This window comes from Aetokthonos hydrillicola CCALA 1050 (assembly GCF_017591665.1).
GTDB classification, from domain to species: Bacteria; Cyanobacteriota; Cyanobacteriia; order Cyanobacteriales; family Nostocaceae; genus Aetokthonos; species Aetokthonos hydrillicola.
Genome location: NZ_JAAKGC010000003.1, coordinates 180,835 through 194,921 on the forward strand (window position 1 = coordinate 180,835; position 14,087 = coordinate 194,921).

Here is a 14,087-nt window from a genome sequence, read left to right on the forward strand (position 1 = left end):
ATTTTATATTCTCACTTGAAAGCTCTTCCCTGCTTATAGAAGAAGTAACCCTTAGAGGCTATTTATAAAGTAAATCTTAAGCATCGTTAGCACCAAAAACCTTTAATTTGCGTAGGTTGGGTTGAACGGAGTGAAACCCAACAAAATCCTAAAAATGTTGGGTTTCGTTCCTCAACCCAACCTACAGAGTCTTAATGTTTACTTTATAAAGTAACCCTTAACAAATGTTGAACTTTCATTGCAAAATATATCGCAATATTTTCTTATAAATTAACCGTATAAGACCATGATTCTGTCGTATACTTCTTTTTTGAGGTCGTCCTTTGAAATTATCTCCAATGAAGAATTAAGGATATTTTGGTTATGCCATGCCGTATTTCCTATCAAGATGATTGTGTAGAAATAGAAAGTGCGGAAGAATTATTGGTCGCACTGGAACTCACACCACCCGAGGTGGACGAAGAATTGTTATCTCAGATTGGAGAAAAAATAACAGAAATTGTAACGAACGATGAAGAATTTTTATTGTTGTTGGAAAAAATCATAGATACAAAAGGTGCCAGTAAACAACCTTATTTACGTTGTTTTGGCGATAAATTAAACAAAGTCGTAACAAAAGGAGAAACGCTGAAAAAGTCATTGGCATTGCTATGTAGACCAAGTGATCAAGAGTATTTTCTTGCAACACTTGGTCAAAGTGCCTTGAGAAAATGTATATCTAATGTAGGTGACATTGCCGAAGCCTTAGAGTGGTTGTACGGGAAGACTGATTCATTTTTTCTTGAATTGATTGGTTGGGATTTTGTGATTAAATTTATCAATTCAGGAGCATGTTTAAGCACTTTAGTTAAAAGTATAGAACTACAGGAAGCAAGAGAATTACTGGCAAAGATGGGATGGGAAAAAGTTCTAGAATGTATCCAAAGTCCGAACGATTTGATGTATGCCTTTATAGGCTTGAGTGGTGCAAGTGATAGAGATTTAATTGACAAATTAGTAGAACATGAAAAGCTGCAACATGTTATTCCTTCAACACAGGAATTAGACAAAATTTGTCAACGTGGACTGTCTCATGAAAATGCTTTGTATTTAAGAGCTAAATACAGCGAAACGAAATCTTCTGTGTAAACTATTAGATTGGAGCTAAAACAATGGGAGTCTTACAAGCTTTAAATGGTTCAAAGTATAAATGTATTGATGCTCACTTACATGTTGTTGATTTTTTACAAGATACTCAAGGTCTGAGGAAGTGTCTAAAATATATGGATAAGGGCAACATTGCCCACGCGTGCGTATTTGGGTTACCTGTATCCAAGTTATGGGCAAGTTGGGAAAGAACACCGCCGCTATATTATTTAGGCGATAATTCCAAATGTTATTATTACAGTGCTGTTGACACAACTATTGCTCGGGAGTATCAAGAATTAGAACCAGAAAGTAGGCAAAGATTCTTCCCATTTATTGGAGGTTTTAATCCTTGTGATAAATATGCTTATAAACATATTGAACGGGTGATTAAATATTTCCCGAATATGTGGCATGGTGTCGGAGAAATTTTATTTAGACATGATGATTTAACAAATTTAACTTACGGAGAACCTCCCCGTAGTAATCATCCAGCGATGGATAGTGTTTTTGATTTATGCGCTGAGTTGGAAATGCCAGTTTGCATACATCAAAATGTGACTGATGTCGGGACAAGTACATATCCCGGATGGTTGTACGAGTTAGAAGAAACTTTACAAAAACATTCTAGAGTGACGTTTGTTTGGTGTCATTGTGGAGTTTCAAGAAGAGTTTATTCTCCAATATATTTTCAAATTGTCAAACGACTTCTGGATCGTTACGATAATTTATCTGTGGATATTGCTTGGGTAGTGTTTGACGATTTTATCTGCCCTAATGGCAAACCTGATGAGGATTGGTTGCAGCTATCGGAAGATTATTCAGATAGGATTTGTATCGGTACAGATGTTGTCAATAAGTTCCAATTCTTGCCCGCTACAATTCAAAGATATGATGTCTTTCTTGATGCTCTCAGCGAAAAAGCTGCGAAAAATCTTGCTTTTAACACAGCTTATAATTTGTTTAGTAAAGTCAGGGCTTGAATACATCAAATTGTAAGTTTTCATAATCAACTAACCCCAATGATTTTATCATTGGGGTTGTTGCCTCCTGGCAGAGGATATTGATCAACGACATTAGAAGGAGAAAAAGCTGCTTGCTCAACTTCAGCGAAGTAGTTTTGCGGGTTACGGTTGAGTTCTAGGATCCCGATATCAATTAAGGGATATTCTGAATGCTTCCAAACCTTAGCTAAGCCAAACGGATTATCTTGACGGTGTTTTGCTTGTTCTTCCTTCATGACTTGAATGCAAATTCGCCACCTCGGATAGTCACCGCGTGCGATCGCGTCGAAATCGAACAAGTTACCCAAATTGGGTAAGTATGGGTAACTTTGTCCAAGGATTAAGTTACAGTTTCAAGCCCTTGACTTTAACTGCTTCTTGCGCGGGCTAAACAAAATTGTAACTTGATGCAGAGCCTCTGGACTCAGTGACCAGTAATCCCACATAGCGTTGGGATCTTTGCAATTGGTTTGCGGATTGCGCATACAAACACATTGTAGTGAGTAGAGGGTTAAGCTTAAAATAGACAAAACCGGAGAACTTTAGAAGAAATGCGTCTCCCTAAACACGCGAAAGCTCCGGAGAGCATTTCATCGCCTATTATTTAACTTTATCAGGATGAATTTAAACTATTGTAAAATATAATTGTAATGGTTAAAATTTCGCGATAAGTTTGTATTTTTTCAGTTACAAGATTGAGATATTAGTCTTCTGCCCCTCATTCTAGTAGAGTAGAATTATCAGAATCTCATTGTTTTTTACCGATGTTGAAAGTTTTTGCAGATAGAGGTGGTACGTTTACTGACCTTGTTGCTGTTACAGATAATCAAGGAATAGTAGACCGACTCTCAAGACACCCTGAACGTTTTTTAATCGTTCCCGTTCCTCAGAATCAATGGGTTATAGTCTATAAATTGCTATCTGAGAATCCTGAACAGTATCAAGATGCAGCTATTCAAGGCATTCGGGATATTATAGGTCTTGCAAAGAATGATCCACTCCCAACCGCAGAAATAGAAGTGGTAAAAATGGGGACAACAGTTGCAACAAATGCACTCTTAGAAAGAGATGGAGACCGTGTCGTTCTTCTGATAACTAAAGGATTTAAAGATGCATTGCGAATCGGGTACCAAAACCGTCCTGATATTTTTGCCCGTCAAATCGTTTTACCAACGATGCTTTATGAACAGGTGATTGAGATAGATGAACGCTATGATGCTAACGGTCAAGAATTAACGCCGATAAATATTGAACAAGTCAAAAATGACTTACAAGCAGTTTTCAAGACAGGAGTTCGTAGTTGTGCAATTGTTTTGATGCACAGTTATCGCTATCCCATGCACGAACAACAAGTTGCTCAAATTGCACAAGAAATAGGATTTACCCAAATTTCTGTATCTCATCAAGTCAGTCCTTTAATGAAGTTGGTTAGCCGAGGAGATACAACAGTTGTAGATGCTTATTTAACCCCGATTCTTCGTCGCTACGTTAACCAGGTAGTCAGTCAGTTACCTGGAGTGAAATTAATGTTCATGAAATCTGACGGTGGTTTAGTTGCAGCCGAGCAATTTCAAGGCAAAGATAGTATATTAAGTGGCCCGGCTGGTGGTATTGTAGGTGCAGTACAAACCAGCAAAAGAGCAGGTTTTGACTTGGTGATCACCTTTGACATGGGAGGGACAAGTACAGACGTCGCCCATTGTAAAGGGGAATATGAACGAGAATTAGATTCGGAGATTGCAGGCGCACGGATGCGAGTGCCTGTATTATCGATACATACCATTGCTGCTGGCGGCGGTTCAATTTTATTTTTTGATGGTTCTAGTTATCGTGTGGGACCTGAATCTGCTAGGTCAAATCCTGGTCCTGCTTGTTACCGTCGTGGTGGACCGTTAGCTGTGACTGATGCTAATGTGATGTTAGGTAAAATTCACCCACAATATTTTCCGTCGGTTTTTGGACCCAATGGTGATTTACCCTTAGATAAAGATATTGTTATTGAGAAATTTACACAGCTAGCTCAAGACATTGAAGCAGCAACAGGAAACTCTCGTACCCCTGAACAAGTTGCAGCAGGATTTATTGCGATCGCAACAGAGAATATGGCAAATGCGATTAAAAAGATCAGTCTGCAACGAGGTTATGATGTTACCCAATATGTTCTTTGTTGTTTTGGAGGTGCTGGAGGGCAAGTTGCTTGCTTAATTGCTGATACTTTAGGAATGAAAAAAATATTTCTTCACCCTTATGCTGGAGTTCTCTCTGCTTATGGAATGGGATTAGCTGATATTCGTTCCACGAGAGTGTCCGCAGTAGAAAAACCTTTAAATGAGGCATTGATTCCTCAAATATTGGAGTTGATGAATAGCTTAGAAACTCAAGCAAAAAGTGAGATCAATGAACCAGTTAGCAAAGAAGAAATTGTTAGAAAGGTCGATTTAAAATATGAGGGTACTAACTCTACTTTAAGCGTTGATTTTGTCTCAGATGTAGCATTAATGCGACAAGAGTTCGAGAATGAGCATAAATCTCGTTATGGTTTCATTCAAGCAGAGAAAATCTTAATCGTTGAATCGGCTTCAGTAGAGGTTATTCAGAAAATGGATACTCCTGAAGAACCCTTAATCACTCGACAACGGCCTTTAGATGAAAAACCCAACTCTGTTGAAACAGTACGAGTGTTTACATCTGGTCAATGGTATGATACCCCCGTTTATCGACGAGAGAATTTACAACGAGAAGATACTATTAGTGGACCTGCGATTATAGTTGAGAAAATAGGTACAATTGTTGTTGAACCCAACTGGGAAGCCATATTAACTGAACGTAATCATTTAATTTTGCAACGTACCAATTGATTTGTTATCAGGGTGTTCTTGATGATTGCGCTGTATATCAAATATTAGGTTGAAATAAATTAGGCGTTTTTGAGAAGAACACAAATGGATAACGTTAAACTATTTCTCGGAATTGGATTATTGCTAATCGGGCTATATATTGGCGTTGCAGACTTTTCACCATGGATGATCCCCCTATTGGGAATGGTCTACACAGCAGCATATATTCAGGGAAAATGGTATTTATGGGCTGAGTTATTTCGTAGGAGAAATTCCAAGTTTTATCAATCTTTGGTGATCACTTACCTGATTCAAACAGGTTTAGTTTTCGTTCTCTACTGGCTTGGTCGTGGAGTGGGGTACTTATTGAGTTAGCGATGTAGTAAATTTGTAGGGTATCAAGTCAGAAATAAAGTTTTAGAAACAAACAATTTTTCGGTAAAAAATAGGACCAAAAAAATGAGTACAACATTTCAACCTGATCCCGTGCGTTTAGAAATATTTAAAAATCTCTATCAATTTAACGCTGAACAAATGGGGATTGTTCTTCAAAACACGTCCGCATCAGTCAATATTAAAGAACGCCTAGATTTTTCCTGTGCTATCTTTGACTCTTCTGGATTCTTAGTTGCTAACGCTCCACATATTCCGGTACACCTAGGCTCAATGAGTGAAAGTGTCCGCAGTTTAATTAAGGACAAAAGTGACAGCCTAAAACCGGGAAATGTCTATCTGTCAAACAATCCTTATAATGGGGGATCACATCTTCCTGATGTGACGGCTATTACCCCTGTTTTTAACGAAGAAGGAAAACAAATTCTTTTCTTTGTTGCTTCTCGTGGACACCAAGCTGATATTGGTGGAATGACTCCTGGTTCAATGCCTCCTCACAGTACTACGGTAGAAGAAGAAGGAATTTTGTTTGATAATTTTCTTTTGGTTGACCAAGGAAATTTTCAAGAAACTCAAGTAAGAGAGTTACTCTTAAATCATGCTTTTCCTGCCCGTAATCCTGACCAGAACATAGCAGATTTTAAGGCACAAATTGCAGCTAATGAAAGGGGCGCTCAAGAACTGCGTAAAATGGTGTCGCAATATGGACAAGAAACTGTCCAGACATATATGAAATTTGTGCAAGACAATGCTGAAGAGTCAGTCAGACAAGCGATCGCACATCTTAGAGATGGTTCATTTACTTATGAGATGGATAACGGCGCACACATTCAAGTAAAAGTAACCATCAACAAAGAAAACCGCAGTGCTACCATTGATTTCACAGGAACTTCTGAACAACTCCATAGCAACTTCAACGCTCCGAAAGCCGTAACTCAAGCAGCAGTCTTATATGTCTTCCGTACTTTGGTTAACGATAATATTCCTCTTAATGCTGGGTGTCTTAAACCGCTAGAAATTATTATCCCCGAAGGCTGTATGCTGAACCCGACTTACCCAGCGGCAGTGGTTGCGGGTAATGTAGAGACATCGCAAGTCATTGTTGATACAATATATGGCGCTTTAGGGGTCATGGCCGCATCTGGGGGAACGATGAATAATTTTACCTTTGGCAATGACCGATATCAGTATTATGAAACTATCTGTGTCGGATCCGGGGCGGGAGTTGATTTCGATGGAACTGATGCAGTCCAAACCCACATGACTAACTCACACTTAACTGATCCTGAAGTTTTGGAATCCCGTTACCCTGTACTTGTAGAAAGCTTCAGTCTTCGTCCTGATAGCGGTGGTAAAGGAAAACACTCAGGTGGTGATGGAGTTATCCGTCGCATTCGTTTTCTAGAACCTATGACAGCTAATATTCTCTCAGGTCATCGCGTTGTTCCTCCCTTTGGTTTAAATGGTGGGGAACCAGGACAGGTAGGACGTAACTGGATACAACGTCGAAACGGAACCCAAGAGAATCTAGACAGCACAGCAACAACACAGGTAAACACTGGGGATGTCTTTGTGATTGAAAGCCCTGGGGGAGGAGGATTTGGGCTTTCATTGTAACTTGTACAATACACCATAACCACCCCGGTTACATAAAAAAATTTCATTAGATATATGCTAATCTCTCTCTTAAGAGAGATTAATTTTTTGCAATTATATAGATATTTATGTAGAATTTTTTGTAAAGTATATTCAATGCCTGATAAAATCAAGCTGAAAATTGTAGTATTTTTGGTCTATTTGCAACTTTAGGTAGTTATGAGCCAGCCACAGCGCACTGTTTTGATTGTTGATGATAGTCCAGAAGACAGTGCGCTCTATCGCCGGTATTTGTTGCAAGATAGGGAATACCAATACACCGTTGTCATAGAAGAATTGGGGCGAGTCGGTTTGGAATTATGGCAGCGTCATCAACCAGACCTTGTGTTGCTGGACTACCGACTGCCAGACTTAGATGGGGTGGAATTTCTCACTGAACTGCAAACTATGACGCGCCAGTCATTCTTACCGGTAATAGTAGTAACAGGGTTGGGAAATGAGGCAATAGCAGTGGAGGCAATGAAAGCAGGGGCACAAAATTATTTGGTCAAAGGTCGGCTCACTGCCGCAGAACTGCAAGTTGCTATAAATGCAGCAATAGAAAACTTCCAATTACGCCAACAGGCTGAACAAGAACTACGCGAAAGTGAAGCCCGTGACCGCTACTTGGCAGAAGCTATTCCTCACCTCGTCTGGACTTGTGATGCTAACGGTTTATGTAATTTTGTAAACCAAAAATTATGTGAATATACTGGGTTGACATTTGAGCAAGCATTACGGGTTGGTTGGCTGTCAGTCGTGCATCCAGACGATATGCAAGCAGCCCGAGATGTGTGGGAAACTGCTTTGAGCGATGGCACTTTCTATAAACGTGAATACCGCTTCCGGCGAGACTCAGATGGTAGCTATCGGTGGCATTTAATTTTAGGTCTACCCCTAAAAGATGAACAGGAACAGGTGGTGAAGTGGTTTGGCACCTGTACAGACATTCACGATCAAAAACAATTGGAAATAGAGCGCGATCGCATTTTGGAATTAGAACAAGTTGCCCGTAATGAAGCCGAAAAAGCCAACCGCATTAAGGATGAGTTCTTGGCGATTCTATCTCATGAGTTGCGTTCTCCCCTTAACCCCATCCTGGGATGGACGACATTGTTACAAACTCGCAAGTTGGATGACAAAACAACAGCTCAAGCCCTGGCAACTATTGAACGTAGCGCCAAGTTGCAAACCGAACTCATTGACGATTTGCTTGATATTGCTCGCATACTACGCGGGAAACTCAGCTTAAATGCTCGCCCAGTTGATTTAACATTTGTGATTGAAGGGGCTATTGATACTGTCAAGACAGTCGCCGCTGCCAAATCAATTCTGATTCATCCAGTGCTACCTAATATTGGGCAGGTATCTGGCGATAGCGTCAGGCTTCAGCAAGTTTTTTGGAATTTGCTTTCCAATGCCATCAAGTTTACACCCCATGGAGGTCGGGTAGACATCGTGCTAGAACGCATAAGCGACCAAGCGCAAATAACAGTCACAGACACAGGTAAAGGCATTAGCTCTGATTTTCTCCCTCACATATTTGAGTCCTTTCGCCAAGAAGATGTCTCAATCACCCGCAAATACGGTGGATTAGGGTTAGGACTGGCTATTGTTCGGCACATAACCGAAGCTCACGGAGGTACAGTAGCTGTTGACAGTCCCGGCGTAAATCAAGGGGCGACATTTACCGTGACTCTACCCCTACTGAACATTGAGGCAGAAAGCGATCGCTTAGAGCAGTGCTTAGCAGACGAACGGAATATCACCGGAATCAAGGTTTTAACCATTGACGATGACCCAGATAGCCGCGAATTTCTGACAGTATTGCTAGCGTATTATGGTGCACAAGTGATGACAGTCGCAACTAGTGGCGAATTTTTTGCAGCTGTAGAATCATTTGAGCCAGATGTTTTGGTGAGCGATATTGGGATGCCAGAAGTGGATGGTTACACTTTACTTAGGCAAGTGCGTTCTCTACCACCAGAACGCGGTGGTCAAATTCCGGCGATCGCCCTGACAGCGTATGCTGGTGAAATCAATCAACAACAAGCTTTAGCCGCAGGGTTTCAAAGCCATTTATCCAAACCCATTAACCCAGATCTACTCGTTCAGACTGTGAGTAAGCTAACTAGTTGTTACAAACCCATAACGCCAAAAGTGTGCAGGGGTAGTTGACCACGACAGAATTCTTTGAGAAGCGAATGGCAATGGTTTTGCTGCTCTGCAACCCAGGGGAGCATACCACCTCGTTGAGGATCACTTGAATTTCCTTTATGGCCAAGCCAGACAGCTGCACGGAACAGTTTTACCAGCGATTGACCGTGGTGTAGGTTCTTACATCCAAGAATATAGCAGTATGTTCTTGGGTTAAGCCAGTGAATTGCCTTAATTACCAAATAAATATGCTGACTCTAGAACTCCAACGCGGCAGTTTTCTTGAGGGTCAGGGCTTTCAGTAGAGCTTATATAGTACACCTTAGCTCACGCTAATACCTAATATTATATCATCTGGTAGATATTAATATCCTTCTTTGGATAGATTTTTTTTTAGTATTTATGGATACATTCTTACGAAACTTTTGAAATCAAACATCTAGCAGTGGTAATGTGACGGTGAATGTAGTTAACCAACAAAGAATAGTTTTGAAAGCGAATGGCAACGGTTTTGCTGCTCTGCCAGCCAGGGGAGCTTATCATTTTTGTTCAGCGTCAGGGCTTTCAGTGGAAACTGTGTAGTACACCTTAGCACACGCATTAGTTGATATTATATCCTTTGGTATAAACAAATATATTCCTTTAGATAGATTACTTTTAAGTGTCCATGAACACATAAGACAAAATTTCTTTCAATCTGCATTAAATCGCTGATAGAATGAAAATCGAAATTGTAACATTTTAGAAATATTTGCTATCAATTAAGTACTTATGAGCCAGCCACAGCGCACTGTTTTGATTGTTGATGATAGCCCGCAAGACTGTGAGTTGTATCGGCAGTATTTGTTGCAGGATAGCGAATACCAATACAATTTGGTGATAGCAGAATCGGGGCGAGCAGGTTTAGAACTATGGCAGCGTGACAAACCAGACCTTGTATTGTTGGATTACCGGCTACCAGACTTAGATGGAGTAGAATTTCTTAGAGAACTGCAAACTCTGACGCGCCAGTCATTCTTACCTGTAATTGTAGTCACAGGGGTGGGAAGTGAGGCAATAGCAGTTGAGGCAATGAAAGCAGGTGTACAAAATTACTTGGTCAAAGGCAGGCTTACTGCCTACGATCTGCAATTTGCTGTTAATAGTGCAATTGAAAACTTGCAGTTACGCACCCAACTGCAACAGAGCATTGAAAAAGACCGATTATTTGCCCAGATTATTGCGCAAATTAATAAATCCGGGAACTTCAATCAGATTATACAAACCACAGTCAGTGAGGTACGGCAATTCCTCCAGACTGATCGCGTCGTTGTATTCCAGTTACACTCAGATCGTACAGGCAGCGTTGTTGCAGAATCAGTTGAGCCACCGTGGCAATCTATTCTGGGATTCGACATTTTTGATCCCTGTCTTGCCGAGGATTATGTAGAACGCTATCATCAAGGGTTAATTAATCTAGATCCTACGGCTGTTGAGGACTATATTGAACGCTATCGTCGGGGATTAGTGACTGTAAAAACAGATATTTATGATGGCACTATCGACCCCTGCCACGTAGAACTGCTGGCTGCGTTTCAAGTCCGGGCAAATTTGGTGGTGCCGATTATGCATAATAACTACTTTTGGGGTATATTAATCGTTCATCACTGTAGATCACCTCGGCAGTGGCAACAGTTAGAGATCGATTTGCTTCAGGAATTAGCAAGCCATCTGAGTGTTGCTCTGGGGAAGGCGGAAGCTTTACGGCAGTTACAAAATGAACTGGCTGAACGTAAACGAGCCGAGGCAAGTCTAGTTGAAAGCGAAAGACGACTGAGGTTAGCCCTCGAAGCTGCCCGCATGGGGACTTGGGACTGGAATATTCTCACAGATGAAATTCAATGGTCTGACAACTTAGAAGCTTTATTTGGACTGGAATCAGGGGAGTTTAATGGTTCCTTTACAACTTTTATCTCTAGTGTACACCCAGAAGATCGCGATCGCGTACAACAAGCAGTTAATGCGGCTCTGACTACACGCGCAGGATACAACATTGAATTTCGGGTGGTTTATCCCAACGGCACTATTCGCTGGGCATTGAGTCAAGGAAAAGTTTTTTACGACGATTTGGGACAACCTGTGCGGATGGCGGGTATAGATTTAGATCTCACCGAACGGAAACACTCAGAAGCAAAACTGCAAGAGAGTGCAGATTGGTTGAAGTTGGCGCAAAAAGCGACAAAATCAGGATTGTGGGATTTGGATAGTACCACAGGTATAATTAAAGTATCACAAGAATACTGTAACCTATTCGGGCTTGACCCTAGCACCGAAGAAATCAGCTATGAAAATTGGTTAGGCTTACTACATCCTGATGATCGCACCAGAATCACTGAGTACGTTGCCCAAATGATTCGTGAGCAACGGCAATATTACGACACAGAGTTTCGTATTATGCATCCTCATGGTGTTCGCTGGTTGGCTGCAAGAACTCAAGTTTTCTACGATGAAGCGGGCAAACCTATACGCAAGACAGGCAATGTACAAGACATAAGCGAGCGTAAACAAGCAGAGAATCTACTCAAATCAAGCGAAGAGCGCCTGCAACTTTCACTGGAAGGATCAGGCAATGGGCTATGGGACTGGAACATCGTCACTGGTGAACTTTACTTAAGCCCCCGATGGTTGTCAATGCTTGGTTATGAAGTCGGGGAACTACCAAGTCATATTAGTACATGGGAAGAACTCATTTATCCAGAAGATAAACCTTTTGTCATGGAACGTTTAAATGCGCATCTTCTGGATAGCTCGCTCCCCTACAAATTTGACTATCGAGTTTTAACGAAATCTGGGGAGCCAAAGTGGATTGGGAATTACGGTAAGGTTGTCGTTCGAGATGAGAATGGTAATCCGTTGCGGATGGCAGGCATTCATCAAGATATTAGCGATCGCAAGCACGCAGAAGAAGAACTGCAACTAAAAGCACAAGTCCTTGCTCAAACTCATGATAGTGTGGTATCTACTGATATCGATGGTTACATCACTAGTTGGAATCATGGGGCTCAAAGAGTCTTTGGTTACTCTGCTACTGAGGTAATAGGTCAGCATATTGATCTGCTTTATCCACGACCGGAAATGCGTGACATATTGCAAAATCAGATCATTAAGCCACTGAAAGCTAAAGGTGAGCATGAAGTGGAAGTGAAAGCACAAGGCAAATCTGGCGAACCTATAGATATTTTGCTCTCACTGTCTTTACTGCGCGATAGCGAAGCGCTGCCGCCTACGGCAGATCGCAATAAGATTCCTGTGGGGATGATTGGATTCTCAATGGATATCACATCTCGCAAACAGGCAGAACAAGAACTACGTGAAAGTGAAGCTCGTTACCGCTACTTGGCAGAAACCATTCCCCACCTCGTTTGGACTTGCGATGCTCAGGGAAATTGTGACTATGTTAACCAACGTCTATGTGAATATACAGGACTCACGTTTAAGCAAGCGTTGGCTTTTGGTTGGCTTTCGGCCGTGCATCCAGACGATATGCAAGCAACACAAGAGGTGTGGGAAACTGCTGTCAGTAATGGCACTTTTTATAAACATGAATACCGCTTTCAGCGAAACTCAGATGCTACTTATCGCTGGCATTTAATTCTAGGACTACCGCTAAAAGATGAACAGGGACGGGTGGTGAAGTGGTTCGGCACTTGTACTGACATTCACGACCAAAAAGAATTGGAAATAGAACGCGATCGCGTTTTGGAATTAGAACAAGTTGCCCGCAATGAAGCTGAAAGAGCCAACCGCATTAAGGATGAGTTTTTGGCGATTCTCTCTCATGAGTTGCGCTCCCCCCTTAACCCCATCCTCGGATGGACAAAGTTACTACAGACTCGCAAGATGGATGAAAACAAAACAGCTGAGGCTCTAGCAACTATCGAACGTAACGCCAAGTTACAAACCCAACTAATTGACGATTTGCTTGATATAGCTCGCATTCTGCGTGGGAAACTCAGCTTAAATCCTGACCCGGTTAATTTAACATTTGTAATTGAAGCAGCCATCGATACCGTCAGGACAGCCGCTGTTGCTAAATCAATTCTGATTCATCCGGTGCTACGGAATATTGGGCAGGTATCCGGCGATGCCGTGAGGCTTCAGCAAGTGTTTTGGAATTTGCTTTCCAACGCCATCAAGTTTACCCCCCATGGAGGTCGGGTAGACATTGTGCTAGAACGTTTAGGTGACCAAGCGCAGGTTAAAATCACTGACACAGGTAAAGGTATCAGCCCCGATTTTCTACCGCACATATTTGAGTCTTTCCGCCAAGAAGATGTGTCAATCACCCGTAAATATGGCGGACTAGGGTTAGGATTGGCAATTGTTCGGCACATAACCGAAGCTCACGGAGGTACAGTAAGCGTTGACAGTCCTGGTGTGGGTCAAGGGTCTACATTTACTGTAACTCTACCCCTACTCAACATTGAACCAGACAGCGATGCTTCCCAGGAGTTCTCAGCCGAGGAACTGAATCTCACAGGCATCAAGGTTTTAACCATCGATGATGAACCAGATAGCCGCGAATTTTTGACAGTGTTGCTAGAGTATTATGGTGCACAAGTCATGACAGTTGCAACCAGTACCGAGTTTTTCACAGCCCTAGAATCATTTCAGCCAGATGTTTTGGTAAGTGACATTGGAATGCCAGACGTGGACGGTTACACTCTACTGAGACAAGTGCGTTACCTTCCACCAGAACGTGGTGGTCAAATTCCGGCGATCGCGCTAACAGCTTATGCTGGTGAAATCAATCAACAACAAGCTTTAGCAGCAGGGTTTCAAAGCCATTTATCCAAGCCCATTGACCCAGAGTTACTTGTTCAGGCTGTGATTAAACTAACTAGTTCTGCTTCATAGGTTGGTGCGGTTTGGCGTAGATAAAGGTGTCGTCGCTGGT

Annotated in this window: 9 protein-coding genes; 7 read left to right on the top strand and 2 right to left on the bottom strand. The window is 41.7% G+C overall.

Annotated features, from left to right (window positions below):
* Positions 1-363 precede the first annotated feature (363 nt).
* Positions 364-1,128, top strand: coding sequence for a hypothetical protein (locus G4P69_RS02880; protein WP_208343233.1), 765 nt, complete (start codon positions 364-366; stop codon positions 1,126-1,128).
* 23 nt (positions 1,129-1,151) lie between these two features.
* A complete protein-coding gene (locus G4P69_RS02885; RefSeq protein ID WP_208343231.1) occupies positions 1,152-2,108 on the top strand; it encodes an amidohydrolase family protein in 957 nt (318 codons plus the stop codon).
* Between the two features lie 26 nt (positions 2,109-2,134).
* Here G4P69_RS02885 and G4P69_RS38955 read toward each other — a convergent pair whose 3' ends face one another.
* On the bottom strand, positions 2,135-2,428 hold the full coding sequence (locus G4P69_RS38955) for a catalase (protein ID WP_243902492.1): 294 nt from the start codon (positions 2,426-2,428) through the stop codon (positions 2,135-2,137).
* A 54-nt stretch (positions 2,429-2,482) separates the two neighbouring features.
* Complete coding sequence (locus G4P69_RS39840; protein WP_279605245.1) at positions 2,483-2,614, bottom strand: catalase; 132 nt, start codon at positions 2,612-2,614, stop codon at positions 2,483-2,485.
* Between the two features lie 279 nt (positions 2,615-2,893).
* Here G4P69_RS39840 and G4P69_RS02895 point away from each other — a divergent pair, with 279 nt between their 5' ends.
* The 5 genes from G4P69_RS02895 (at position 2,894) to G4P69_RS02915 (ending at position 14,047) form a co-directional block, all read left to right on the top strand.
* The gene (locus tag G4P69_RS02895; protein WP_208343229.1) at positions 2,894-4,987 is read left to right on the top strand and encodes a hydantoinase/oxoprolinase family protein; all 2,094 of its coding nucleotides are present in this window, start codon (positions 2,894-2,896) and stop codon (positions 4,985-4,987) included.
* Positions 4,988-5,071: 84 nt separating this feature from the next.
* The gene (locus tag G4P69_RS02900) at positions 5,072-5,341 is read left to right on the top strand and encodes a hypothetical protein (RefSeq protein WP_208343227.1); all 270 of its coding nucleotides are present in this window, start codon (positions 5,072-5,074) and stop codon (positions 5,339-5,341) included.
* 84 nt (positions 5,342-5,425) lie between these two features.
* Positions 5,426-6,976, top strand: a complete 1,551-nt coding sequence (locus G4P69_RS02905; RefSeq protein WP_208343224.1) for a hydantoinase B/oxoprolinase family protein — start codon at positions 5,426-5,428, stop codon at positions 6,974-6,976.
* A gap of 198 nt (positions 6,977-7,174) precedes the next feature.
* Entirely contained in the window at positions 7,175-9,172 is a 1,998-nt protein-coding gene (locus G4P69_RS02910) for a hybrid sensor histidine kinase/response regulator (RefSeq protein ID WP_243902491.1), read from the top strand.
* Between the two features lie 750 nt (positions 9,173-9,922).
* Entirely contained in the window at positions 9,923-14,047 is a 4,125-nt protein-coding gene (locus G4P69_RS02915; RefSeq protein ID WP_208343222.1) for a PAS domain-containing protein, read from the top strand.
* Positions 14,048-14,087: the final 40 nt, after the last annotated feature.

Excerpts from the sequence above, each read along its gene's own strand:
- G4P69_RS02880 (WP_208343233.1), top strand. The coding sequence starts at position 364 with ATGCCATGCCGTATTTCCTATCAAGATGATTGTGTAGAAATAGAAAGT.
- G4P69_RS02885 (WP_208343231.1), top strand. The coding sequence starts at position 1,152 with ATGGGAGTCTTACAAGCTTTAAATGGTTCAAAGTATAAATGTATTGAT.
- G4P69_RS39840 (WP_279605245.1), bottom strand. The coding sequence starts at position 2,614 with ATGCGCAATCCGCAAACCAATTGCAAAGATCCCAACGCTATGTGGGAT.
- G4P69_RS02895 (WP_208343229.1), top strand. The coding sequence starts at position 2,894 with ATGTTGAAAGTTTTTGCAGATAGAGGTGGTACGTTTACTGACCTTGTT.
- G4P69_RS02900 (WP_208343227.1), top strand. The coding sequence starts at position 5,072 with ATGGATAACGTTAAACTATTTCTCGGAATTGGATTATTGCTAATCGGG.
- G4P69_RS02905 (WP_208343224.1), top strand. The coding sequence starts at position 5,426 with ATGAGTACAACATTTCAACCTGATCCCGTGCGTTTAGAAATATTTAAA.
- G4P69_RS02910 (WP_243902491.1), top strand. The coding sequence starts at position 7,175 with ATGAGCCAGCCACAGCGCACTGTTTTGATTGTTGATGATAGTCCAGAA.
- G4P69_RS02915 (WP_208343222.1), top strand. The coding sequence starts at position 9,923 with ATGAGCCAGCCACAGCGCACTGTTTTGATTGTTGATGATAGCCCGCAA.